We start from the raw sequence: 23728 nt of genomic DNA, 5'->3' as shown, positions 1-23728 counted from the left end.
TTCCCTCTGCTGTTTCATTGGTCATCAGTGCATCAGTGCAGGAGCGTCTGGCGCACTTATTGTCATCGGCCAGTGGAAAAACGCGTGATAATTTTTCCTGAAACGCCTTTCGTTAGTTATGCTGTGCCGGATAACGCCCATCCGATGAACAATGTTGGAGTTGACCATGCCGTCGCGCCTCATCTGTATAGGCTTGCTGTCGGGGTTGCTTGCCCTGGCCAGTGCCTGCTCTAAGCCTGAAACCGAATCCCGCTCTCCCGACGCGGCGCCAGCCGCCTCTGACGCTGCGGAGTCGTCCCCCAAGCAAGCCACAGCGGCGGATAACGCTGATGTGCCGGAATCCGGGGTCGACTACCATTCATTCGCCAACACGGGCGATTATCGCGTCAAGCATATGGATCTTGAGCTCGACGTAGATTTCGATCGCAAGGTGCTGGTGGGTGCCGCGCGACTGCAGCTCGATCGCCTGACCAAAAAAAATCCGCTGTTGATTCTGGATACGCGGGATTTGGACATCAAATCTGTGGAAGCCGGACATGGCAGCCAGTTAAAACCGGTGAAATTTGCGCTCGGCAAGACGGATCCAGATCTGGGAACGCCGCTCACCATCCAGCTTCCCAAGAATGCCACCACGGTCCTGGTGCGCTATGAAACCTCACCGGGAGCTTCTGGTGTGCAGTGGCTGGAGCCCGAACAGACGGCGGGTAAAAAGCATCCGTTCCTGTTTACTCAGGCCCAGGCGATTCACGCGCGGAGTTTTGTCCCGCTGCAGGATTCCCCGCAAGTGCGCATGACCTACAACGCGACCGTGCGTACGCCGCCGGAATTGCTCGCGGTTATGAGCGCCAACAACGATCCACAAACGGAAAAAGATGGGGAGTACCAATTCTCCATGCCGCAACCCATACCGTCCTACCTGATCGCACTGGCGGTGGGTAATCTGGATTTCAAGCCGATGGGGGAGCGCACCGGGGTTTATGCAGAACCTGAGTTACTGGATGCCGCCGTTGCGGAGTTCGAAGATACCGAGTCGATGCTGGAATCCACCGAGAAAGTGTACGGACCCTATCGCTGGGATCGTTACGACCTGCTGATCCTGCCACCGAGTTTCCCGTTTGGTGGAATGGAGAACCCGCGCCTGAGCTTCATTACCCCGACGGTGATCGCCGGGGACAAGAGCCTGGTTGCGCTGATCGCCCACGAGCTGGCGCATTCCTGGTCCGGTAACCTGGTGACCAATGCCAGCTGGCGCGATCTGTGGCTTAACGAGGGTTTTACCACCTATCTGACCAATCGCATCATGCAGAACATCTATGGAGATGATCGCTACCGGATGGAGATGGCGCTGGGGTATGACGATTTGCAGGCGGATCTGAAGGATCTGGATTCCAATGCTGAAATCATGGCCATCGACTTGCGTGGTCGGGATCCCGACGTGGTGTTTTCCAATATTCCTTATGAAAAAGGTTCCCTGTTCCTGTACGAAATTGAGCAGAAAATCGGTCGTGAGGCATTCGACAAATTCCTGCTCGATTACTTCAATAATTTCTCTTTCGAGAGTATTACCACCGAAGACTTCCTTACCTACCTGCAACAGACTTTGCTCAAGCAGTACCCGGATCAGCTGGATGAGGCGCGTATTCGCGAGTGGATCTTCGAGCCGGGCCTGCCAGAGGGGGCGCCCCGTCCGACTTCCGACGCCTTTACCAAAATCGATACCGCGCGCCAGCAGTGGCTCGATGGTGATGTCAAAGCCGCCGATATCGATACCCAGGGCTGGACCTACCACCAGTGGAAATATTTCCTCGATGGCATGCCGGAAAAGCTGTCTGCAGCACAGCTCAAGGCACTTGACGATGCTTTTGATCTCACCGATACCCGCAACAACGAGGTGGCCTTTAGCTGGTTGATGATTGCGGTGCGCAATGATTACCAGCCGGCCTTTGCGCGGCTGGAGAACTTTCTTACCAGTATCGGTCGCAACAAGTTTCTGCGTCCGCTCTATCGAAACCTGGTAGAGAATGACAAGCAGGAACTGGCTGCGCAGATTTTTGAGCAGGCCAAGTCGGGTTACCATCCTCTGACCGTCAAGGTAAATAGCCGCATTATTTACGGGGACAAATCTCCCTGATCCAGTAAACCCCGATGGCCGTATGTCATCGGGGTTAATTTTTGTAAATTTGTCCCAAACCTCTGTGAATGCAGTAGACTGATGCGCATCTGTATTATGCGGCCGTGACCGCATTCACACTATTTTTCCCGATGTTTTTTGCGAGTGTCGCGCCGAGGATGACGCGCTCTGGCCACTTTTGGTGCAACAATCTGCCTATGAAATTTTTTGGTGCTTTTAGTCTCGCGCTGCTGCTGATTTCTTCCCAGTCCCTGGCGCAGGGTCGCGGTCCCTCCGGTCCGGTCCCGGTCCGGGTTGCGGCGGTCAAGGAGGAATTAGTCAGTTCACCGGTGGAAGCGCTGGGTACCGCGCGCGCCTGGGAATTTGTTTCGCTGCGCTCCAATGCGACCGAGCGGGTAACGCGCATCGCCTTTGAAAGTGGCCAGCTTGTCGCTGAAGGAGATGTGCTGGTCGAGCTGAGGCATGCGGAAGAGAAGGCAGAGCTGGCCGGGGCGCGCGCGAGCCTGGAGCGTTATCAGCGTGATGTGGACCGGCTGAAGGGGCTGGTGAGCCGCAAGCTGTCCACCCGCGAACAACTGGATGCGGCAGAAACTCAGGTGGCTGAAACCAAGTCTCGGGTCGATGTGCTGCAGGCGCGCGTTGACGACCGTATTATTCGCGCGCCATTTGGCGGGCAGCTGGGTTTGCGCAACATCAGTGTGGGCAGCCTGGTGCAGCCGAGCACCGAGATCGTCACCCTGCAGGATCTGTCGCGGATCAAAGTGGATTTCACGGTACCCGAACGTCAGCTCGCCAGGCTGAAGGCCGGTATGAAGGTGACGGCGCGCAGCCAGGCCCACTCCGGTCGCGAGTTCCAGGGCGAGGTGATGCTGGTGGAGCCGCGCATTGATCCGGAAACCCGTGCACTGACCGTGCGCGCGCGCATCAATAATCCGGAGCAGTTGCTAAAGCCAGGCATGCTGCTCGAGGTGGAAGTGCAAAGCCAGCCGCGCAATGCGCTCACCATTCCAGAGGCGGCCATCGTGCCACGTGCAGATCGCAGCTGGGTCTATGTGGTTGAGCGTGGGGACAAAGGGCTGGTCGCACGCCAGCGCGAGGTGACGCTGGGGCAACGTTACCCCGGTAAGGTCGAAGTACTCAGCGGCCTGAATGGCGGGGAGCAGGTGGTCACCCGCGGCACCATCCGATTGCGGGATGGCCAGTCGGTGGAACTTGAAGGCGAGCGAGCAGCACAATGATTATTAGTGATACTGCGGTAAAACGTCCCGTTTTCGCCCTGGTGCTCTCCCTGTTGCTGGTGGTGTTTGGGGTCATCAGCTTTGATCGTTTGTCCCTGCGCGAATATCCGGATATCGATCCGCCCATCGTGTCTATCCAGACCAATTATCCGGGTGCGTCGGCCAGCGTGGTAGAGACCCGCATCACGCGCTTGATCGAGGACCGGATTGCCGGTCTCGAGGGCATCCGCACCCTGTCGTCGTCCAGTCGCGACGGCCGCTCCTCGATTAATATCGAATTCAATATCAATCGGGATGTCGACGCCGCGGCCAATGACATTCGCGATCGGGTTTCCGGTGTGCTCAACAATTTGCCCGCAGAGGCAGATCCCCCCGAAATTGAGAAAGTTGATAGCAGCGACGATGTAGTGCTGTGGCTCAACTTGTCCTCGGACCGCCATACGGTCGAGCAGTTGACCGACTATGCGCGTCGCTACCTTGTCGATCGCTTCTCCGTACTCGATGGCGTTGCCCGCGTGCGTGTTGGTGGCGGCAAGGAATATGCCATGCGCATCTGGCTTGATCGCAATGCGATGGCGGCGCACGGCGTGACTGCCGGAGACATCGAGCGGGCGTTACGTGCAGAAAACCGCGAGCTGCCGGCAGGCTATCTGGAATCTGATGATCGCCAGTTCACCCTGCGCCTGCAGCGTCAGTTCGCCAGTGCGGAGGATTTTGCCCGCCTGGCGATTTCCCGGGGTGAGAATCGCCATGTTGTGCGTCTGGGTGACGTGGCCCGGGTCGAGCTTGGCTCGGTGGAGGAGCGTTCTACTTTCCGCGGCAATGGCGAGTCCATGGTGGGTATTGGCATTACACGTCAGTCCACGGGCAATATTGTCGCGGTCGCAGAGGCTGCCAAGGCGGAGTTGCCCAGGGTCAATGCCAGTCTGCCGGACGGCATGCAGATGGCACAGAGTTACGACTCGTCGGTGTTTGTCAGTGAGGCGATTAGCGAGGTATACACCACGCTGGCGATAGCGGTGATCCTGGTGGTGCTGGTGATCTATATGTTTCTCGGCAACTGGCGCGCCACGATTGTGCCCGCTGTGACGGTGCCGGTATCGCTGATCGCTACCTCAATTTTGCTGTACGCGTTCGGGTTCAGTATCAACCTGCTGACGCTACTCGCCCTCGTTCTGGCCATTGGTCTGGTGGTCGACGATGCCATTGTGGTGCTGGAAAATATTTTCCGCCGCATGGATGAGTATGGCGAGCCGCCTCTGTTGGCCGCTTATCGCGGCGCACGGGAAGTGGGTTTTGCGGTCGTGGCCACGACTCTGGTGCTGGTTGCGGTGTTCGTGCCCATCACCTTCCTCGAGGGAGACATTGGTCGGCTGTTTTCCGAGTTTGCCCTGACCATGTCAGCAGCGGTGATCTTCTCGTCAATTACTGCGCTGACACTGTCGCCCATGCTGGCGTCGCGTCTGCTGCGTAGTGGTGAGGAAGGCAGCCACCTGACTCGGCAAATGGAGCGCTTCCTTGGCTGGCTGCAACGGAAATATCAGGGGGCGCTGGACGGACTGCTGCAACGCCGCTGGATTGCCATCGCCGGCTTTTTCTCTCTGCTGGCGTTTTCTGTGCTGGCGGTTCGAATGATCCCCAGTGAGTATGCCCCGCGCGAAGACCGCGGATCCTTTTTCCTGTTGGTAAATGGCCCGGAGGGTGCCAGTTACGAATATATGCAGGAATACATGGATATTATCGAGCAGCGCTTGATGCCAATGGTGGAGGCCGGGCATGTGCGCCGCTTGCTGGTGCGCTCGCCACGTTCGTTCGGCACCTCGTCCACCTTCAATACGGGGATGGTCATTTTTACCCTGGCGCCCTTTGGGGAGCGGCCGTCTGCCTTTGAATTAATGAACCAGGTACGCGCGCAGGTCAGCGACTTGAGTGGCGTTCGAGCATTCCCCGTCATGCGCCAGGGGTTTGGCGGCGGCCTCGGCAAGCCCGTACAGTTTGTTTTGGGTGGGCCGAGCTATGAAAAGCTCACCGAGTGGCGTGATCAACTGAATGCTGCGATTGCCGAGAGCAATCCCGGTCTGATTGGCGTGGAATGGGACTATAAGGAAACCCAGCCGCAGATGCGCATCGACGCGAATTATGAGCGCGCGGCGGATCTGGGTGTCCAGGTCAGTGAGGTTGGCACCACCCTGCAAACGCTGTTCGGGTCACTGCGTGCGACCACCTTCCTGTTTGATGGCGAGGAATACGATGTCATCCTGGAGGGAGAGCGTGAACTGCAGCGCAGTCCGACAAGTGTGGAAAATGTCTATGTACGCTCGACGACCACGGGAGAGCTGATCCCGCTGCAGAGCCTTGTGACCGTGCGTGACTACGCCGACTCGCCGAACCTGCAGCGCTATAACCGGGTACGGGCAATTACCCTGGAGGCCAACCTGGCCGATCACCTGGTATTGGGCGACGCAATTGACTACCTGAATGGGCTGGTCGATACGGAACTCGAAGGCTCGCCAGTGATCGACTACAAAGGCCAGTCAAAGAACTTCCAGGAGTCGGGCAGTACGATTGTGTTTGCGATTGCGCTTGGTGCCCTGGTGGTGTTCCTGGTGCTGGCGGCACAGTTCGAGAGCTTTATTCACCCTCTGGTGATTATGGTGACCGTGCCGCTGGCGATGGCAGGTGCACTGGCCGGACTGATGTTGACGGGCCAATCCCTGAACATCTATAGCCAGGTTGGACTCATCATGCTGGTGGGGCTCGCAGCCAAGAATGGCATTCTGATTGTGGAGTTCGCCAACCAGCTACGCGATCGCGGGCGCTCATTCAGCGAGGCGCTGCGTGAGGCTTCGGCCACGCGTCTGCGTCCGATCCTGATGACGGGTATTACCACTGCAGCAGGTTCACTGCCGCTGCTGTTGTCCTCCGGTGCGGGATCGGAGACTCGGTCGGTGATTGGCGTGGTGGTGTTGTTCGGTGTGCTGGCGGCGACCGTCTTTACCGTGTTCATCGTGCCGGCTGCGTACGATCTGTTTGCCAGGGGCACCGGATCTCCAGGGCGGGTCGCGCGGGAAGTAGCGGCGCTGGAATCGGAATATGATGCGCCGCGAGAGAATGCGGCACGCTAACCGAGGGCAGTCCCCTTTCGGGCCTGATCGACGGAGTGAATGCACTTAAACGGTGAAGCGAGCCGCAAAATCGACAGGCCGTGGATTGAAGTAATGATTATCGCGCCACTGCGATAGTGCGCGCGTGCTATCTCGTTTACAGTCGGTGATGAGACCTGCGAAAGCCGGTTCTCGCCGGCAAATGGGGTGGGTGTAACAATATGTGGGGTTTAGGGATGGTACGGAAAAACGTTGCTCGTAAGCAGGTCTCGCGGATTGCGAAACTGTTCGCCGTGCTGTCGGTCGTGCTGCTGACCAGTTGCACGGACTTGGATTTTGGCTCCAGCGCCTGCGGGGATCGCAATGGCCCCAACGGCTTCCCTTATCCCCACGCAGGTCGCTTGATTATCTGATCCCTTTCCTGCCGGCGCGGCACGCGTTGCGTGCCGGTGCCACTTGCCTGTCGCGCTCTCCGAAAACTCTCTCGTCTTTGTCCGAGCTCCGTTTCTGGGGGCTTTACTTCTGTAACAGTGTCAGGATCTGTCGGTCATTCAGGCCGAACAGGTAGAGCGCGGCGTCCAGGCCAAAATGCTGGATGGACTGCGGGGCCACTTCCCGGACTTTGGGTTTTGGGTGGATAGCGATACCCAGTGCGCCGAGCGCCAGCATCGGGATATCGTTGGCGCCGTCGCCGACGGCAATCACCTGATCCAGTGAAAGGCCCAGTTCCTCAGCCATCTGCGTCAGTAGTGCCCTTTTTCGCGCGCCATCCACAATCGGCTCGATCACGCCGCCTGTTAGCGCGCCATCGTCAAACTCCAGTTGATTGGCGTGCACAAAGTCGATAGCGAGACGTTCCCGCTGGAGGAAGTTGGCAAAGTAGGTAAACCCGCCGGAGAGAATGGCGGTTTTACAGCCCAGCGCATGCAGGGCGCTCAGCAGGCGTTCAGCACCTTCCTTGATCGGCAGTTCACGGGCAATTTCCGCCAGGCGGGTTTCGGAGAAGCCTTTCAGCAGGTGCATGCGTTTGCGGAAGCTCTGCTGGAAATCCAGTTCACCGCGCATGGCGGCGGCGGTAATGTCGGCTACCTGTTGGCCGATACCGGTAATCTTGGCCAGTTCGTCGATGACTTCTGCATCGATCAGGGTCGAGTCCATGTCAAAGCCTGCCAGTTTTGGTGCTGTCTGGCTGGCAGCGGGTTGCAGGGTCAGGTCTGCCTGCAGTGTCTCTGCCCATTCGAGACAGGTGCGTCGTGCGCTTTCAAAATCCTTGACCCCCTGCACGGTGAAACGGATTACGGTGCGCTGAGGGTCCTGGGACAGGGTATCGATCGCCATGACCGGCCACTGTACCTCTGCCAGGCGCGCCAACAGGCTGTTGATCTGGGTAACCGTCAGGTGTCGCGACAGCAGGGTGAGGCACCAGCCATCACCCGCCACAGGGGCCATTTCCGGGAGCGCGGGCAGATGATTGGCCGCCGGTTGTCCAAACAGATGGCTCAGGTCTCCGGAGGTCGCCAGCTCGGCTTTGCCTTCACGGCTGTGCAGGTGGTGCACGGCGACATTGCCCGCTGCCTGTTTGAGGCGGGTCACTGGGAGGTGAAAGACTTGAACGGTGTGCTGCGGATCCATGGTGTCCCTTCCGGTAGTGTGCGGTCGCGCATTATAGCGTTGCCGCTGATATTCGCTAAAATCATCTCCATAACGATTACTCGGCCCGATGGACCCTACTGATGAAGACCCTGCCCGGGGCGGATCTGCGCAAATTGCTGTCCCGCCTATCCAAGTCTGATAGCCAGCGCCTCGTCGCGGCAGTTACCTGGCTGCTGCTCGTCGTGTTTTGCGGACTGGCACTGAGCCACTCGAATAGTGCGCGGCTGGACGAGCAGCGACAGCGCGATCGTGCGACCGCCCAGGCGGCGGCGGTTCTGCTGGCTGGCCAGAGTCTGGAGGGCATCGTCGCGGGCGACCAGCTGAGCATGCAGTTACTCGGCCAGCAGGTGGCTGCGTTGCCGGCGGTTGTCGGAGTCTCCGTTCAGGATGTGGAGTCCAATGTTCTGGCCGAAGTCGGAGAGACGGCGCGGGGGGAAACCTTTTCTGCTCCGGTCGTGTTGCATGACAGTATGGCGGGAAGTGTCACTATCAATCTGGCGGACACGAATGGTACCGGCTTCCCCTGGGCAAGTTGGCTGCTGGCGATGGTGATTGCGCTGCCGATCAGTGCCGCGGTTGCGCTCGCCGTTGCCGGCTTGCCCGCGGCTCGAGGGCTGCCCGTGGTGGCCGCGCCAGTCGCAGCACCGGAGCCGGTGGCGCCAGCCAAACCGGAGCTGCGCGTGGGGATTTACCTGCGCCCGGTCAACTGGAACCAGTTGGGCAACCAGCTGAGCCGATCTGCCCTGCAGAGCCTGCAGGATGAGTTGGCTGAGCGCCTGCAATTGTTACAGCGCATCTATGATGCCCAGCCTCTCGCGCATGCCGGCCCGCAACAGGGGCTGGGGTTTGCGGGTGACGATGCGGTGTTTCGCGCGGTGTGTGGCGGTTTGCTGCTCCGCCGTCTGCAAAGTGGCGCTCGGGCCAGTGGCCTGCAACTGGCGATTGCGGTTGTCCCGGTAAGCAGTTCGGCGGTCGACTTCTCGGGTGAACAGTTGCTCGCGCAAACGCGCGATCTCGCCGTCGATCGCGCGCTCGAGCAGGATCCGGCCCTTGCCGGCCGCATCCTCTATCGCGACGCTGGCTGGGGGCTCGAGGTCACCGGTCTGGCGGACCCCTATCAGTCGCTGCTGGACAACCAGTTCCGCCAGTTGGTGGCAGGCTGATCCCATCGATGTGGTAGGCCGCCGAGATTGGTGGCCGGCCTGTCCCTCAATCGACAATCCCATCGCTCACTTGTGACTCCTTAATCGTCATTGGTCCGAAAGTGTCACCTGTGACGCGATAGTTTACGTTTACGTTAACGTCAACTATTGCTAGGCTTCACCCGTCGATAGGAGCCGATATGAGTAACACCAGTTCGCCATCCCCCCAGCAGGAATTCAGCATTTCTGATCTGGCCCGGGAATTTGACATCACCACCCGCACCATTCGTTTTTACGAAGACAAGGGCCTGCTGGCCCCCAGGCGGCGCGGACAAACGCGGGTCTATAGCCCGGAAGACCGGGTGCGCCTGAAACTCATCCTGCGGGGTAAGCGACTGGGTTTCTCTCTCGACGAGAGTCGGGAAATCATCGAACTGTATGACCCGGAGCACGGCAACCGGGAACAGCTGCAGCGTTTGCTGCAGAGCATTGAACACAAGCGCGCACAGCTGCAGCAGCAGTTGCGTGATATTCAAACTCTGATGAGTGACCTGGATGAGGCCGAAGCACGTACCCGCACCGTAATGGAATCCGCGGAATGAATGCTCAGGCACATTTCCATGCACTGAAAAGAAGGACTAAGTGAATATGAACACTGCTTACCGCACACTGAATTTTGGCCTCGGGGAAGACGTCGACATGTTGCGCGACATGGTGTACCGGTTCTGTCAGTCAGAGCTGGCCCCGCGTGCGGCACAGATCGATGAAGACAACCTGTTCCCTGCCGATATGTGGCGCAAGTTTGGCGAGCTGGGCTTGCTGGGAATGACCGTGGCAGAAGAGTACGGCGGTTCCAATATGGGGTACCTCGCCCACGCGGTTGCGATGGAGGAAATTTCCCGTGCCTCGGCGTCTGTTGGCCTGTCTTATGGCGCGCACTCCAATCTTTGTGTGAACCAGATTCACAAAAATGGCAGCGCGGAGCAGAAAGCCCGCTACCTGCCCAAGCTGTGTTCGGGCGAGCATATCGGTGCACTGGCTATGAGTGAGCCGAACTCGGGTTCTGATGTGGTCAGTCTGCAGTTGCGCGCCGAGAAGAAAGGTGATCGCTTTATCTTAAATGGCAACAAGATGTGGATCACCAACGGTCCCGATGCCAACACCTATGTGATCTATGCCCGGACTGAACCGGGTGTCAGCTCCGGTGGCATCACCGCGTTTATTGTCGAGCGGGACTTTCCGGGATTCAGCCAGGCGCAGAAACTCGACAAGCTCGGAATGCGCGGCTCCAACACCTGCGAACTGGTGTTCGAGGATTGCGAAGTGCCCGAAGAAAATATTCTCGGGGAGTTGAACGGCGGCGTGCGAGTGCTGATGAGCGGTCTCGATTACGAACGCACGATTCTCGCCGGCGGGCCGGTGGGCATTATGCAGGCCTGCCTCGATGTGGTTGTGCCTTACGTCCATGAGCGCAAACAGTTTGGTCGCGCTATCGGCGAGTTTCAGTTGATGCAGGGCAAGCTCGCGGACATGTACGCCGACTTGAATGCCAGCCGCGCCTATCTCTATGCGGTGGCGCAGGCGTGCGACCGCGGCGAGGATTCCCGCAAAGATGCCGCCGCAGTGATTCTGTTTACCGCAGAGCGTGCCACGCAAATGGCGCTGCAGGCGATTCAGACACTGGGTGGCAACGGCTATATCAACGAATATGCCACGGGCCGACTCCTGCGGGACGCGAAGCTGTATGAGATTGGCGCCGGGACTTCAGAGATCCGCCGCATGCTGATCGGCCGCGAATTGTTTACAGAAACCCGCTAACCCCCAGTTACGGCAACACCGAGCAGGACGAACTCGAGTAATGAACAAGCTTCAAAGCCAAATCAATACCCGCGATGCCGCGTTTGCAAATAACCGCGAGCAGATGCGAGAGCTGGTCGCCGACCTGCGTGCGAAAGTTGAGAAGATTGCACGTGGCGGCGGCGAGCGCGCGCGGCAAAAACACCTCGATCGCGGCAAATTACTACCGCGCGACCGGATTGACGCACTGCTGGATCCGGGCAGTCCTTTTCTGGAATTTTCCCAGCTGGCTGCGCATGATGTGTACGGTGAGGAAGTGCCGGCTGCGGGCATTCTCACAGGTATCGGTACCGTGTCCGGCCAGCCCTGTGTGATTGTCGCCAATGACGCGACGGTAAAGGGCGGCACCTATTATCCGCTCACCGTAAAAAAGCATCTCCGCGCCCAGGCCATTGCCGAGCAGAACAATCTGCCGTGTATTTATCTGGTGGACTCCGGGGGAGCGAATTTGCCGCGACAGGATGAAGTGTTTCCGGATCGCGAACACTTCGGGCGGATTTTCTTTAATCAGGCCAATCTGTCTGCGCAAAATATTCCGCAGATCGCCGTGGTCATGGGTAGCTGCACCGCCGGCGGTGCCTATGTGCCGGCCATGGCCGACGAGTCCATTATGGTCAAGGAACAGGCGACGATTTTCCTTGCCGGGCCGCCACTGGTCAAAGCGGCTACCGGTGAAGTGGTATCTGCGGAAGAGCTCGGTGGGGCGGAGGTCCATTGTCGCACCTCCGGAGTGGCAGACCACTATGCCAATAACGATGTGCATGCGCTGGATCTGGCACGCCGTTCCGTCAGCCGTCTCAACCGGGTGAAGCAGCCGCAGTTGGATCTGACTGAGCCGCGAGAACCGGCTTATGCGCCGGAAGAAATCTATGGCGTCGTGCCTGCGGACCCGCGTCAGCCCTACGATGTGCGAGAAGTCATCGCGCGGGTTGTCGACGGTTCCGAGTTCGATGAATTCAAGGCGCTCTATGGCACCACTCTGGTCACCGGCTTCGCGCGTATCCATGGTTACCCGGTTGGGATTGTGGCCAATAACGGCATCCTGTTCGCCGAGAGCGCGCAAAAGGGCGCGCACTTTATCGAGCTGTGCGCGCAGCGAAAGATTCCGCTGGTTTTCCTGCAGAACATCACCGGGTTTATGGTGGGTAAACAGTATGAAGCGGGTGGCATTGCCAAGCACGGTGCGAAGATGGTTACTGCAGTGGCGACAGCCAATGTGCCGAAGATCACCATACTGATCGGCGGCTCTTTCGGGGCCGGTAACTACGGCATGTGTGGTCGCGCATACGACCCCAACTTCCTGTTTATGTGGCCGAATGCCCGTATTTCGGTGATGGGCGGAGAGCAGGCCGCGGGTGTTCTGGCTCAGGTGAAACGCGATCAAATGGAAGGGCGCGGCGAAAACTGGAGTGACGAAGACGAACAGCAGTTCCGCCAGCCGATCGTTGAAAACTATGAACACCAGGGGCATCCGTACTACGCGTCTGCGCGCCTGTGGGACGACGGTGTGATTGATCCGGCAGATACCCGCCGGGTGCTGGGGCTCTGCCTCGCCGCCGCAACCCATAAGCCGCCGCAGGAAACACGTTTCGGCGTGTTCCGCATGTAAATCCTGTAACTCCAAAACCTGCCAAGGAAATTTCATGAGCGAAAAACTGTTGTGCGACGTCGACAACGAAGGTGTTGCGACCGTCACGCTAAACCGGGCGGAAATTCACAACGCTTTCGACGGTGGTTTGATTCAGGAGCTGAGTGCGACCTTTAGCCAGTTGGCGCAACGGGGCGATGTGCGGGTACTGGTACTGGCCTCGACCGGGAAAAGTTTCTCTGCAGGTGCTGACCTGAACTGGATGAAACGTATGGCCGGCTATTCCGAGCAGGATAATCAGCTCGATGCCGCCGCTCTCGCCACCATGCTGCATCAGCTGGACACTTTCCCGGCGCCGACGATCGCGAGAGTCCAGGGTGCGGCTTTCGGTGGAGCCGTTGGCCTGGTGAGCTGCTGTGATATGGCGGTCGCAAGCGCACGGGCGAGTTTCTGCCTGTCGGAAGTGAAGATTGGCCTGGTGCCCGCCACCATCAGCCCCTACGTGATCAATGCGATCGGTGCGCGCCATGCGCGGCGCTACTTTGTCACCGCCGAGCGTTTTTCCGCGCAACGAGCGGTGGAAATCGGGCTGGTCTCTGAGGTGTGCCCGGAAGGTGAGCTGGATCTGTCCGTACAGCAGTTGGTGAATGCGATTCTCGACAATGGCCCGCGCGCAGTGGCAATTGCCAAGCAGCTGGCAATGTCGATGGCCAACCGCGTTGTAAACGACGAGCTGCAAGCGCAAACAAGCGCATTGATTGCCGCGGTGCGCGTATCCGAAGAAGGGCAGGAGGGTCTTGCTGCATTTCTGGACAAGCGCGTTCCCCGGTGGATGAAAAGAGAAGATAACTGAACGGCATGGGTGCCCGATCGTATAACGGAAGCAACATATGATTCGCAAACTATTGATTGCCAATCGCGGCGAAATTGCCTGCCGCGTGATCAAAACTGCACGTCGTCTGGGAGTGGCAACGGTCGCCGTCTACTCCGATGCCGACGCCAATGCCTTGCATGTGCAAATGGCCGACGAGGCGGTACACCTTGGACCCGCACCCGCGCGGGACTCCTATCTCGACTTTCATAAAGTACTGGCTGCCGCTGCCCGCACCGGTGCGGATGCCGTGCATCCCGGTTATGGTTTTCTGTCGGAAAATGCACAGTTCTGCCAGCGCTGTGAGGAGGCGGAAATCACTTTTGTCGGGCCGCCGCCATCGGCGATCGAGGCGATGGGCTCCAAGTCTGCTGCGAAGCGGATCATGGAGGATGCCGGCGTGCCACTGGTTCCGGGGTACCACGGTGACGAGCAAGATGCGGCGTTGCTGGCGAAGGAAGCCGATCGCATTGGCTACCCGATCCTGCTGAAAGCGGCTGCCGGTGGTGGTGGCAAGGGAATGCGCCGCGTGGACAGCCCGGCCGAATTTAGCGAGGCATTGGATGCCGCCAAACGGGAGTCACGCAACGCGTTTGGTGATGACCTGATGTTGCTGGAACGCTACGTTTTGAGCCCGCGTCATGTGGAAATTCAGGTTTTTTGCGACCAGCATGGCAATGGTGTTTACCTGTTCGAGCGGGACTGTTCGGTACAGCGTCGTCATCAGAAAGTCGTGGAAGAGGCGCCGGCGCCCGGGCTAGATGAAGACCTGCGCCAGCGCATGGGCGAAGCCGCGCTGCGCGCAGCGCATGCGATTGGTTACGTGGGTGCAGGAACTGTCGAATTCCTGCTGGACGCCAGCGGGGATTTCTTCTTTATGGAGATGAATACCCGTCTGCAGGTGGAGCATCCGGTGACCGAAATGATCTCCGGGCAGGACCTGGTCGCCTGGCAATTGAAGGTCGCCTCTGGTGAACCGCTGCCGCTCACCCAGGACCAGCTTCGAATTGATGGCCATGCGGTGGAGGTGCGGATTTACGCGGAAGATCCGGACAATGATTTCCTGCCGGCAACGGGAACCCTGTTGCGGCATCGTCCCCCGCGGCCTGTCGGTGGCGTGCGCGTGGATACGGGGGTACGCGATGGCGACGAGATCAGCGTGCACTACGACCCGATGATCGCAAAGCTCATTTGCCACGGGGCAACCCGGAGTGAGGCACTGGCGCGGCTCGACCGGGCCCTGGCGGAATATCAGATTGCCGGCGTACGCCACAATATACCGTTCTTGCGTCGGGTGATTAATCAGCGGGATTTTGCCGCGGGGTTGCTGACCACACATTTTATTGATGATCATGCGGATGAATTGTTGCCGTCCCGGCGTTCACTGACCGCTACGGATTGTGCGGCGATTGCCGTCAGCCTGTATCGGCGGGAAACCAATGAGATGCGTTCACATGCCCCGGTTGCAGACTTGTACTCTCCCTGGCACAGCGGAGATAACTGGCGCAGCTGCCTGGTGGGCGAGCGGACCCATACGCTCGATTGCGCAGGTGCGCATGCACACCTCAGCTTCTCCACCGATGGCCGTGTACTGTCTTGGCGCTGTGATGCTGTTTCCGACAGCATTGGCGGTACAGAGCAGCGCAGTGGCAGCGTTGAATTGCTGCGCGATGGTGAGCTTATTGTGCTCGATGGCAGGCGAGTACCGCTGACGAGTGTCGTGACGTCAGAAGGCGGGTCCGTGTTTGTCGATGGCAATCAGGTGGATTACCGCTTGTTGCCGCCGGACCTCGGCGATGCCGGCGACCATGCGCACGGGCTGGAAGCGCCGATGAACGGCACCATTATCGCGTTGTTGGTAGAGCCGGGCACGCAGGTGGAGCCAGAGCAGCCGCTGCTGGTCATGGAAGCCATGAAAATGGAGCATACATTGCGTGCGCCCGCTGCGGGTACGGTGCAACAGTTCTTCTGCTCTGCCGGCGAGCTCGTCGATGGCGGCAGCCTGTTAATCGATTTTGCCGCGGAGGAGTGATCATGGGTGCTACTGAACTGCCAGGCAAAGTGACCATGGTGGAGGTCGGTCCACGGGACGGGCTGCAAAATGAAAAGCAGGAAATTTCCGTGGCGACGCGGGTAGCATTGATCGATTTGCTGAGCGATGCCGGTCTATCAGTGATTGAGGCGGGTAGTTTTGTCAGTCCCAAGTGGGTTCCGCAAATGGCGGCCAGTGAAGAGGTCTTGGCAAATATCCATCGCCGACCCGGTACCGTGTACAGTGCGCTGACACCAAATATGCAGGGCTATGAGCGCGCGCGCACGGCGGCCGCTGATGAGGTCGCTGTGTTTGGTGCTGCATCAGAGTCATTTACGCGTAAAAACATCAACTGCTCCATCGAAGAGAGTCTCGAGCGTTTTCGTCCGCTGGTGGCACAGGCGCTCGCAGATGGTATTCGAGTGCGCGGCTATGTCTCGTGTGTGTTGGGTTGTCCGTACGAGGGGCCGGTGGCAGCGGACCGAGTGGCGGACGTCAGTGGTGCGCTGCTGGAGATGGGGTGCTATGAAATCTCCCTGGGTGACACCATCGGTGTGGGTACCCCGGACGCGGCACGGCAGATGATTGAGACGGTATCCAGGCGCGTGCCGATCGAGCAGTTGGCCGTACACTTCCACGATACCTACGGGCAGGCCCTGGCAAATATCTATGCGGCACTGCAGGCCGGCGTGAGCGTGGTGGATTCTGCGGTGGCAGGGCTCGGCGGTTGCCCGTATGCGCGTGGTGCGTCGGGCAATGTGGCCAGCGAGGATGTGCTGTACATGCTCAACGGGCTGGGGATCGACACCGGCGTGGACCTGGCAAAACTGGTCGCGGCAGGGAATTACATCTCTGCGGCGTTGGGGCGCAGCAGTAACTCGCGGGTTGCGCGGGCATTGTCTGACTGAGCGGTGCCCGGCCCACCAGGCCGCCGCTCTGTCACAGAGAATCTGCTAACATCGGGCTGGTCATTCACTAGCCCTGTTCTACAGCATGAAATTCCTGCGTTTTACCCTGTTTGCTCTTACTGGCCTGATCGTTGTGGCTGCCCTTGCTGCGCCTGGATTAATTGGCCCCAAGGTAGAAGAGATTTGGCAGCAGCAGTTTACCCAGCTCCAGGGTGCGGAGAACACCAGCTATGAACGCAGCTGGTTTGGTGCCTCCGTGGAAACCCGGGTATCGAGCGAGGACGGTCCCACCAGCCTGGTGAGCAGTGTCCAGCATGGTCCGGTGTTGTTTACCCCCGCCGGGCCGCGTGTGGGGCTCATTTACAGTGAAACCCGCCTGTCACTCGAACAGCTGGCGCCGTCGCTGCGGGGTCAGCTGGAAAGCCTGTACGCTGGTGCAGACGGCGCCTTGTCAGAGAGCCCGGTGGTGCTGGAATCTCTGGTGGGCGCCGATAATCAGGTTGTGAATCGCCTGCGTTTCAAGCCCTTCAAGCGGATGGGTCGAGGTGAGCAACTGGAGTTTGGGGGCGCCGTCGTGGAGATGCGCACTGACTACACCGGTGCCCTGCTCACTGGAAGGGTATTCGTCGGGCGTATTCAGGAGCAGCGTGCCGGACTCGAGGTGCTGTCCACCGAACCGGTCGAGGGCACCTTCGAGGTACAGCCCAGCAGTCATGCCAAGCTCAGTTTGCATCTGCCAATTCTCCGCGCGGAGCCGGATTCGGGCCCGATGGAATTGCGCGATGTCAGTCTGCAAGTCGACACAAAATTCCTTCCGGGGGGGAATCTGCAACTGGACAGCGAATTGCTCGCACCGGAAGTTCAGTCTGCGACCCCGATCACCTCGGTGCTGCAGCGACTGTCCCTGCCGTCTATCCGTCCTGCGGACCTGGTGCACTACCTGCGTCAACTGGCGCCGGCAGCGGAGAGCGGTCGCAACTGGCCCCTGACCATGTCGCGTCCTCTGCAGCTGCAGCAGCAGTTGGCCATCGAATCCGCCAATGGTCCCATTTTGATGGATGTCGATGCGGACTGGAGCGGCATGCCCGTAGGGGCGCGTCCTGTCCGTCAGGGGGCAGGCCCCTGGTTGAAGCCCCTGCAGGGCAGCATGACCATTTCCGCAGCGGAAAAGGCTTTGCTGCAGTCACCGTTGGTGGGACAGACGCTGACGCTGCGCCAATACGGCCTGTTACTGGAGCAGGGGGATGAGTTGCAGATGCACCTGGAAGTGGACCGCGGTGAGCTGCGCATCAATGGCCAGCTATTGCCTGCAGATCTGCTGCTGGCCGCATTGCTGGGCGGCTTCGGCCGCTAGTGTCGCAGGCGCGGACGGGGCTTGTCCGCGCCGGTTACGATCGATTCAGGAATAGGCGGGGCGATGGTCGGCCAGGGTCAGCCAGCCGCGAATCACTCGATACACCAGCCACAGCCAGCTGATACCCAGGAAAAGGAAGCCGATCAAAAACCAAACGGTCAGCCAGCCAATGACCTGCCACAGAACAAAGTACCAGAAGCTGCGGATCTGCCAGCGGAAGTGGGATTCCGCCATGGTGCCGCGGACGTCGCCCATTTTGAAATAGTTCACCAAAACGCCGATAAAAATCGGAATCGCTGTGAAGATGGCGATCGCCTGTATCAGGTACACCAGGGTGGCGAGGTCGCGGCCGGATTGCTCGCGGGCCTCGTTGGATTTTGTGGGGTATTGCTCCGGCATCGGATCCTCTCATTGTTATCTGGTTGTTCAGGCAGGTGTGGTAAACCCACAGACGTTCCTGATACCGGAAATAATATTGGGGTCCTGGAGCTGTGAATCAAGCGCGATAGCCGCTCGTGCCATCGCCTGCCTGACTCACTTCAGCGCCCAGGCGGTGTGGACATTCTGTTCCCGCCAGGCTTTCAGTTGCTGCACGGATGCGCGCATCAAGTTGAGGACCTCGGTGCGCTGGTGGCGGCAATATTCTCGTTCGCTGTCGACACCGAGGCTGTTCGCCAGCTCGCGCAGGCGCGCCGCAATTGCTTCCAGACCAACCTCGTCCGCACTGGCCGCGGCAGCGCGCGCTTGCTCTTCGGCATCGAGCCAGTGGCGTCCGGTCAGGGAAGAGGTCAGGGCCGAGATGCGCTTTGGCAGAGCCGCAATACGACTGCTGAGCAGCTCGGCGAACGGTAAGTGCCCGAGCGTATCGCGCTGGCGACAGAGGGTATTGGTGTTCAACAATCGCGGCGGGGGAGCGCCTTTCCCCCCCTTGGCTTTCTGCTTGTTGGTGCGTCGGCTCACCCAGCTGGTGAGTTGTTGCAGGTTTGCCTGACTGACAGGGCGTGGCAGAACACCGGACAGGCCCTCGGCCTGGTATCGCTCCTTCTCGCCGGGCAGCAGGTTGTTGGCGAGTGCAAATATGGGCAGGTCCCGGCCGCGCTCCTGACGGATTTTACGGGTGACCTCGACGCAGTCCGTGTGGCGCAGGTCGCAGTCCATCATGACCAGCTGAAAGTTACCGTGCACCGCCGCCTCGATACCGTCCTCGCCTTCATTTAACCGGGTAACCCGATGGCCGAGCATCTCCAGGGTGCCGCTGACGGATTCCTGGCTGTGATTTTCAATCAGCAGAATGGATAGCTGCGGGGCATCGGTCGGGTGCGCCTCATTGGCAGCTTGAGGTGAGGAAGCGCCCTCCTGGCTAATTTCAGCAATCTGGCTGACAGTGAGCTTGGTGGCTTGCAGCTGTTGTTGTGCCATCTCCACCAGGCCAGCAGATTCCTCGCTGGTACTGCGTGCCAGCAGGCTGAGGCTGCTGCGCAGGGCTTCCAGTGGACGTTGCAGGCGGTGGCCCACCATCGCCTGCAAATCGCTTTTCTCCTGCTGTAGGAGTTCCAGCGCTTCTCGTGTCTCGCCGAGTTGCCGCTCGCGCGTGGAGAGCTCGGAGCCATAAGACTGCAGCTGGCGATAAAGTTTGTTGTTGTCCGCTTTGAGTTCCGCGGCGGCCGACTGACTCTCGGCGGCGGTACGCTGCAGTTTTCGGTGCATGAGTGTAAAGGCGAGCGCGGTGGCAACCAGTGCGATCGTGAGGCTGAGCGGAAGCCACAGGGGCACCGACATATTGGCAGTGTCCACCAGCGCATTGGCTGCAGCAGGCGTTGCTGCGGCAGAGGCTATAGCGGCGAGAAGCAGGCGCGAAGCGCCGACGGGATTTATCCCGCGACGACCAATGGCAATATTCATCCTTGTTACCAGTTGGGTTGAGGCGGACCAGTTCCTTCGGTCCGGCTGTTGTTATCGTTTTACGCGAAAACGTTATTCGACTTTTATTAGTTAGATACTGCAAAAAAGCCGGTTATACAAGTAACCAATGCGGTGTGATCGACGAAAGGAGGGATGCCGCTGAGCAACGGCGCGGCATGCGGCGCATATTCCCTTTTATTACAACGTCTTACGGTTTTTTACCGTTGGCGCCTCAGTCTTCGGTCCGGCGACGGCGGACAAGGAAATTCACGCCGCCTGAGTGGCTCGTTCCTGCAGTAGAGCCAGCATCCGCTCGGAGGGCAGGAAGAGTTGGATGCCATCGCAATGGGCAAGCAGCTCATCGTAGAAATAATCGAAGTGGGTGCAGCCCAGAATCAGTATTTGCACGCCACTTTTTACCAGCGCCGCGACGAGGTCATCGAGTGCGTGTTGCCGCACGATCTCATCAGCGGCAACACCGTCTTCAATGTCTTCCACAATTTGCAGATTGCCGATGCCAATGACTTTGGCGGTCCGGTTACGCAGCAGGATCTCCCGTTCGATGTTGGCGCAACTCTGGCAGTTCGCTGCCAACAGCCCAAAATTCCGATAGCGCTGAGTGAGCTCCGCATACACATCCAGCGGGGATACCACCGGGATGCTGATCGCCCCGCGCACCACATCGAGGTCTACCGCCCCGGAGAGGGAATTGCAGTAGATCATTACCGCGTCCGCGCCCCGCTGGTGGAGCTGCTGGATGGCGTCGATCAGCAATTTCGTGAGTGCACCGCGCTCCAGTGCCTGCAACTGGGTTTGCGCCTGAGGAGAGGGTGACAAAGACAGGCCCAGGCCCGCTACCTTGCGCGCAGCGAGGAAGTCCAGGCCGAAACGGGTATCGGTAGCGGTCCCGGCGATCACTCCGATCGTCGGGTTACTGTTATTAATGCCATTGCTCAACATGGAGCACCTCCCGGCGAGTTAAAGGCTGCGTTCGCGCTTATTTATCCATATACGGCGGAGCCAGTCGAGATATATCCCGTAAGGACGTCCGAGCGCACCGGCGATTAGCAAGAACGTCAGGCTGGCGGTGGTGATTTCTGCCCAGCTGGCGCCGCCCAGCAACATGTTGGCCAGATAGAGTGGCAGCTGGAAGCTCAGGAAGACAAAGGTGTCCACGAGATAGGCGTTGACGGGGCCTCCGCCCCCCAGATGCCGGTTCACCCAGCTGCGGTACAGGCTGAAGGGCCGTGCGATCAAGGTATTGAACACAATGGCCAGCAAGCGGACTTTCAGGTGTTCCTGCAGGCTCATCCCCGCCAGCAGTAACTCGATCGGCACCGCAATTGCCCAGGAGAAGCTGTTCATCGCGAAGATATCCAGCACCAGTTCGCGGCGGCGACACAGGGTGCCTGATTCGCTGTGTTGTTCAATCTGCGCCGGTAGGAGGGGGTTCTCGGGTGTCGTGAAGGTGTCGGCGCTGGGTACTGCAGTGGGCGGCATCTGGGTTGGCTCTCTTGCGGGGGTCCGCGGTCAGTAACGACTCAGCGCCCGCAGGTCGCCGAGGGCGGCCATTATATCTACGAAGCGGCTTTAATCTAGTTTAATTTATCCTAAATAGTATCTTTTTGGGTTTGGTATCCTTGTATATACCAATAATTAGTAGAATTATTTCCCGGTTATCTTTGGGTGCGGCTTGTTTGGATAGCACGTCATGCCACGCGGGGGCGTCAATTGGTGAGAAAGTAATCGTTTGGGGAGTTCCGCGGGGGGGCGGGGTGCCCGCGCGCGATGTTCCAGGGCGGCACCGGGCAAAGGCAGTTGGCGTGTTGTTGCTAGGGGTTTTGCTTTGGAGCGTGAGGCGGGTCGCGGCGGAGTCGTGCAGGGGCTGCTGCGCAGCCCCGACACGGATAGGAACCGGTTAGGCCGGGGTCCGCTCTACCAGCAGGCTGCCGATCGAGTAGCCGGCGCCGAACGAACAGATCACGCCGCGATCGCCCGGCTGCAAGTCTGCGCGGTGGAGGTGGAAGGCGATCATGGAGCCGGCGCAGCCGGTATTGGCATAGCGATCCAGTACGATCGGCGCGCGTTCCGCACTGGTATCGGCGCCCATCAGCTTCTTGGCGATCAGGTTGTTCATGTTGATGTTGGCCTGATGCAACCAGTAGCGAGCGACCTGAGCCGGTTCACTGCCACCATCGCGGACGTGCTGCTCAATATGCTCGGCGGCCATCGGGCACACTTCCTTGAAGACCTTGCGCCCATTTTGGCGGAACAGCTTGCCGGGGCCGAACGGGTCAACGTCCGCCGCGCGTGCGGTGTAGCTGAAGTTGGAGCGGATGTTGTTGGAGAACACCGTCTGCGCGCGCGTCGACAGCACACGCCAGGGCGCGTCGGTGGTGCAGGTCTCTTCCAGCTCCAGAACACTGGCGACGGCCACATCGCCGAAAATGAAGTGGCTGTCACGGTCGGTAAAATCGATCTGCGGAGAGGCCAGTTCCGGATTGACCACCAGCACGGTGCGAGCGGATCCGGAGCACAGAGCATCGATTGCGCGCTGCATCGAGAAAGTGGCGGACGAACAGGCGACTTCCATATCGAAAGCGAAGCCGTGAATGCCCAACGCTTGTTGAATCTCAATGGCGATCGCGGGATAGGCGCGCTGGAGATAAGAGGCACCAACGATCACCGCATCGATGTCTGCCGGGGATTTGTTGGCTTGCTCCAGTGCGATGCGCGCGGCAGCCAGGCCCATTTCCGCCTGCAGGCAAAGCTCGTCGTCGGCGCGCTCCGGTAAGACCGGGCGCATACGCTCTGGATCGAGAATCCCGTCGCGGCTAACCACGTAGCGATTGCAAATCCCGGAGGCTTTCTCGATGAACTCCGCGGATGAGAGAGGTTTTGCCGCGAGGGTACCCGCCTCGATCTCCGCCGCATGGGCTGCATTGTAGCGCTCGGCATGTTTATTGAAGGCGTCGACCAGTTCCTCATTGCTGATGGCGTCTGGCGGCGTCCACAGCCCGGTGCCGCTGATGACAATACGGCGCGGCAGCGTGTTCTCACTCATCGTTCAATCCCTATCCCGCACTGCTTGGAAGCGGGTACTGCTGATCTTGTGGTGCGCAATTTATGCAGGGCACATTTTAACGTTAGCACTGTGCCGCCGCGCTCCGCGCGTTCGTTGCGCGCCATTGTGACGGGATTGTAAAAAACGGTCTACCGGTGTCTGGGTGGTCACGGCGTGCGTGCCAGTGCAAATGCACTGACTTTTGTCGCCCCCGCATGCAAGAGTGCGCTCGCCGCGGCTTCCAGGGTCGCGCCGGTGGTGATGACATCATCCACCAGCCCCAGGTGCAGTCCGCTGCAATCGCCGCGCACGCGAAAGCTGCCCGCCAGATTGCTGAGGCGCTGGCGGCGATCCAAAAGTTGCTGGCGCTTGCCGCCGCTACGTTTGCGGAGAAGCCTGCCGGCGAGGGGAATTTGCCAGTGCTCGCTGTAAACACGCGCGATCAGGTGCGACTGATTGAAGCCGCGCTGCAACGTACGGCGCCAGTGAAGAGGAATCGGTACCAGTAGATCCGGACGGTCTGAGCCCGGTTGCAGGCGCTCGCTCGACTGGATGGCCAGCGCGCGACCGATTGCCATGTCGCCCTGGTATTTGAATTGCTGGATCATTTGCGCGACAGGATAGGCATATCGCCACGCGACGCGGGTGCGGGCCATTGCCGGGGGGGACTTGAGGCAGGAGGGACACCCGGGGGCGCTGCTGGCCAGGGGCAGTGCGCACAGCGGACAGGCAAATTGCAGGGTGGGCAGCGTGTGCCGGCACTGTTGGCAGGTACCGGAGCGGTCGGCGCCATCGGCACCGCACAGGGCGCAACTGGTGACGAGTTCCGACATGCGTGTAGATAGCCAGCGTCGCAACTTGTAAACCATGAATCAATCCTGCGG

General features: G+C 59.5%; 19 protein-coding genes. 12 read left to right on the top strand and 7 right to left on the bottom strand.

The window, feature by feature from the left end; genetic code table 11:
* The first annotated feature begins 166 nt into the window (after positions 1-166).
* The 4 genes from ACXAD0_RS00955 (at position 167) to ACXAD0_RS00940 (ending at position 6886) form a co-directional block, all read left to right on the top strand.
* Positions 167-2131, top strand: a complete 1965-nt coding sequence (locus tag ACXAD0_RS00955) for a M1 family metallopeptidase (RefSeq protein WP_475086473.1) — start codon at positions 167-169, stop codon at positions 2129-2131.
* A 197-nt stretch (positions 2132-2328) separates the two neighbouring features.
* Positions 2329-3369: an efflux RND transporter periplasmic adaptor subunit gene (locus ACXAD0_RS00950; RefSeq protein ID WP_475086472.1), complete on the top strand. Its 1041-nt coding sequence runs from the start codon at positions 2329-2331 to the stop codon at positions 3367-3369.
* Positions 3366-6494 carry an efflux RND transporter permease subunit gene (locus ACXAD0_RS00945; RefSeq protein WP_475086471.1) on the top strand — a complete coding sequence of 1043 codons (3129 nt, stop codon included), beginning with the start codon at positions 3366-3368 and terminating at the stop codon, positions 6492-6494. The genes ACXAD0_RS00950 and ACXAD0_RS00945 overlap by 4 nt, the downstream gene beginning before the upstream one ends.
* A 215-nt stretch (positions 6495-6709) precedes the next feature.
* Positions 6710-6886, top strand: a complete 177-nt coding sequence (locus ACXAD0_RS00940; protein WP_475086470.1) for a hypothetical protein — start codon at positions 6710-6712, stop codon at positions 6884-6886.
* A 103-nt stretch (positions 6887-6989) separates the two neighbouring features.
* On the opposite strand, the gene serB is transcribed toward ACXAD0_RS00940, so the two are convergent.
* On the bottom strand, positions 6990-8105 hold the full coding sequence (gene serB, locus ACXAD0_RS00935) for a phosphoserine phosphatase SerB (protein WP_475086469.1): 1116 nt from the start codon (positions 8103-8105) through the stop codon (positions 6990-6992).
* A 101-nt stretch (positions 8106-8206) separates the two neighbouring features.
* On the opposite strand from serB, the gene ACXAD0_RS00930 reads away from it, so the two are divergent.
* The 8 genes from ACXAD0_RS00930 to ACXAD0_RS00895 all read left to right on the top strand — a co-directional run bounded on the left by ACXAD0_RS00930 (position 8207) and on the right by ACXAD0_RS00895 (position 17878).
* Entirely contained in the window at positions 8207-9289 is a 1083-nt protein-coding gene (locus ACXAD0_RS00930) for a hypothetical protein (protein WP_475086468.1), read from the top strand.
* A 179-nt stretch (positions 9290-9468) separates the two neighbouring features.
* The gene (locus ACXAD0_RS00925; protein WP_475086467.1) at positions 9469-9870 is read left to right on the top strand and encodes a MerR family transcriptional regulator; all 402 of its coding nucleotides are present in this window, start codon (positions 9469-9471) and stop codon (positions 9868-9870) included.
* 46 nt (positions 9871-9916) lie between these two features.
* On the top strand, positions 9917-11086 hold the full coding sequence (locus ACXAD0_RS00920; protein ID WP_475086466.1) for an isovaleryl-CoA dehydrogenase: 1170 nt from the start codon (positions 9917-9919) through the stop codon (positions 11084-11086).
* A 40-nt stretch (positions 11087-11126) separates the two neighbouring features.
* A complete protein-coding gene (locus ACXAD0_RS00915; protein WP_475086465.1) occupies positions 11127-12734 on the top strand; it encodes a carboxyl transferase domain-containing protein in 1608 nt (535 codons plus the stop codon).
* Positions 12735-12768: 34 nt separating this feature from the next.
* Positions 12769-13566 carry an enoyl-CoA hydratase/isomerase family protein gene (locus ACXAD0_RS00910; RefSeq protein WP_475086464.1) on the top strand — a complete coding sequence of 266 codons (798 nt, stop codon included), beginning with the start codon at positions 12769-12771 and terminating at the stop codon, positions 13564-13566.
* 37 nt (positions 13567-13603) lie between these two features.
* Entirely contained in the window at positions 13604-15616 is a 2013-nt protein-coding gene (locus tag ACXAD0_RS00905; RefSeq protein WP_475086463.1) for an acetyl/propionyl/methylcrotonyl-CoA carboxylase subunit alpha, read from the top strand.
* Positions 15617-15618: 2 nt separating this feature from the next.
* Positions 15619-16524 (top strand): hydroxymethylglutaryl-CoA lyase, encoded by a 906-nt coding sequence (locus ACXAD0_RS00900; protein ID WP_475086462.1) that lies wholly within the window; start codon positions 15619-15621, stop codon positions 16522-16524.
* A gap of 85 nt (positions 16525-16609) precedes the next feature.
* The gene (locus ACXAD0_RS00895) at positions 16610-17878 is read left to right on the top strand and encodes a DUF945 family protein (protein WP_475086461.1); all 1269 of its coding nucleotides are present in this window, start codon (positions 16610-16612) and stop codon (positions 17876-17878) included.
* A gap of 45 nt (positions 17879-17923) precedes the next feature.
* Here ACXAD0_RS00895 and ACXAD0_RS00890 read toward each other — a convergent pair whose 3' ends face one another.
* The 6 genes from ACXAD0_RS00890 to ACXAD0_RS00865 all read right to left on the bottom strand — a co-directional run bounded on the left by ACXAD0_RS00890 (position 17924) and on the right by ACXAD0_RS00865 (position 23713).
* Positions 17924-18277, bottom strand: a complete 354-nt coding sequence (locus tag ACXAD0_RS00890; protein ID WP_475086460.1) for a DUF4870 family protein — start codon at positions 18275-18277, stop codon at positions 17924-17926.
* A 135-nt stretch (positions 18278-18412) separates the two neighbouring features.
* Entirely contained in the window at positions 18413-19780 is a 1368-nt protein-coding gene (locus ACXAD0_RS00885; RefSeq protein WP_475086459.1) for a response regulator, read from the bottom strand.
* A 267-nt stretch (positions 19781-20047) separates the two neighbouring features.
* Positions 20048-20740 (bottom strand): aspartate/glutamate racemase family protein, encoded by a 693-nt coding sequence (locus tag ACXAD0_RS00880; protein WP_475086458.1) that lies wholly within the window; start codon positions 20738-20740, stop codon positions 20048-20050.
* 18 nt (positions 20741-20758) lie between these two features.
* Positions 20759-21280, bottom strand: coding sequence for an L-alanine exporter AlaE (alaE, locus tag ACXAD0_RS00875; RefSeq protein WP_475086457.1), 522 nt, complete (start codon positions 21278-21280; stop codon positions 20759-20761).
* A gap of 418 nt (positions 21281-21698) precedes the next feature.
* Entirely contained in the window at positions 21699-22844 is a 1146-nt protein-coding gene (locus tag ACXAD0_RS00870) for a beta-ketoacyl-ACP synthase III (RefSeq protein WP_475086456.1), read from the bottom strand.
* A gap of 167 nt (positions 22845-23011) precedes the next feature.
* A complete protein-coding gene (locus ACXAD0_RS00865) occupies positions 23012-23713 on the bottom strand; it encodes a ComF family protein (protein WP_475086455.1) in 702 nt (233 codons plus the stop codon).
* Positions 23714-23728 lie beyond the last annotated feature (15 nt).

It is taken from the genome of Microbulbifer sp. ABF4_148 (assembly GCF_056158985.1).
The sequence above is the reverse complement of the archived record's forward strand: the minus strand, read 5'-3'. Positions and strand labels throughout refer to the sequence as shown.

Excerpts from the sequence above, each read along its gene's own strand:
- ACXAD0_RS00895 (WP_475086461.1), top strand. The coding sequence starts at position 16,610 with ATGAAATTCCTGCGTTTTACCCTGTTTGCTCTTACTGGCCTGATCGTT.
- ACXAD0_RS00870 (WP_475086456.1), bottom strand. The coding sequence starts at position 22,844 with ATGAGTGAGAACACGCTGCCGCGCCGTATTGTCATCAGCGGCACCGGG.
- alaE (WP_475086457.1), bottom strand. The coding sequence starts at position 21,280 with ATGCCGCCCACTGCAGTACCCAGCGCCGACACCTTCACGACACCCGAG.
- ACXAD0_RS00925 (WP_475086467.1), top strand. The coding sequence starts at position 9,469 with ATGAGTAACACCAGTTCGCCATCCCCCCAGCAGGAATTCAGCATTTCT.
- ACXAD0_RS00880 (WP_475086458.1), bottom strand. The coding sequence starts at position 20,740 with ATGTTGAGCAATGGCATTAATAACAGTAACCCGACGATCGGAGTGATC.
- ACXAD0_RS00955 (WP_475086473.1), top strand. The coding sequence starts at position 167 with ATGCCGTCGCGCCTCATCTGTATAGGCTTGCTGTCGGGGTTGCTTGCC.
- ACXAD0_RS00915 (WP_475086465.1), top strand. The coding sequence starts at position 11,127 with ATGAACAAGCTTCAAAGCCAAATCAATACCCGCGATGCCGCGTTTGCA.
- ACXAD0_RS00865 (WP_475086455.1), bottom strand. The coding sequence starts at position 23,713 with ATGGTTTACAAGTTGCGACGCTGGCTATCTACACGCATGTCGGAACTC.
- ACXAD0_RS00930 (WP_475086468.1), top strand. The coding sequence starts at position 8,207 with ATGAAGACCCTGCCCGGGGCGGATCTGCGCAAATTGCTGTCCCGCCTA.
- ACXAD0_RS00885 (WP_475086459.1), bottom strand. The coding sequence starts at position 19,780 with ATGAATATTGCCATTGGTCGTCGCGGGATAAATCCCGTCGGCGCTTCG.
- ACXAD0_RS00900 (WP_475086462.1), top strand. The coding sequence starts at position 15,619 with ATGGGTGCTACTGAACTGCCAGGCAAAGTGACCATGGTGGAGGTCGGT.
- serB (WP_475086469.1), bottom strand. The coding sequence starts at position 8,105 with ATGGATCCGCAGCACACCGTTCAAGTCTTTCACCTCCCAGTGACCCGC.
- ACXAD0_RS00910 (WP_475086464.1), top strand. The coding sequence starts at position 12,769 with ATGAGCGAAAAACTGTTGTGCGACGTCGACAACGAAGGTGTTGCGACC.
- ACXAD0_RS00905 (WP_475086463.1), top strand. The coding sequence starts at position 13,604 with ATGATTCGCAAACTATTGATTGCCAATCGCGGCGAAATTGCCTGCCGC.
- ACXAD0_RS00945 (WP_475086471.1), top strand. The coding sequence starts at position 3,366 with ATGATTATTAGTGATACTGCGGTAAAACGTCCCGTTTTCGCCCTGGTG.
- ACXAD0_RS00920 (WP_475086466.1), top strand. The coding sequence starts at position 9,917 with ATGAACACTGCTTACCGCACACTGAATTTTGGCCTCGGGGAAGACGTC.
- ACXAD0_RS00940 (WP_475086470.1), top strand. The coding sequence starts at position 6,710 with ATGGTACGGAAAAACGTTGCTCGTAAGCAGGTCTCGCGGATTGCGAAA.
- ACXAD0_RS00950 (WP_475086472.1), top strand. The coding sequence starts at position 2,329 with ATGAAATTTTTTGGTGCTTTTAGTCTCGCGCTGCTGCTGATTTCTTCC.
- ACXAD0_RS00890 (WP_475086460.1), bottom strand. The coding sequence starts at position 18,277 with ATGCCGGAGCAATACCCCACAAAATCCAACGAGGCCCGCGAGCAATCC.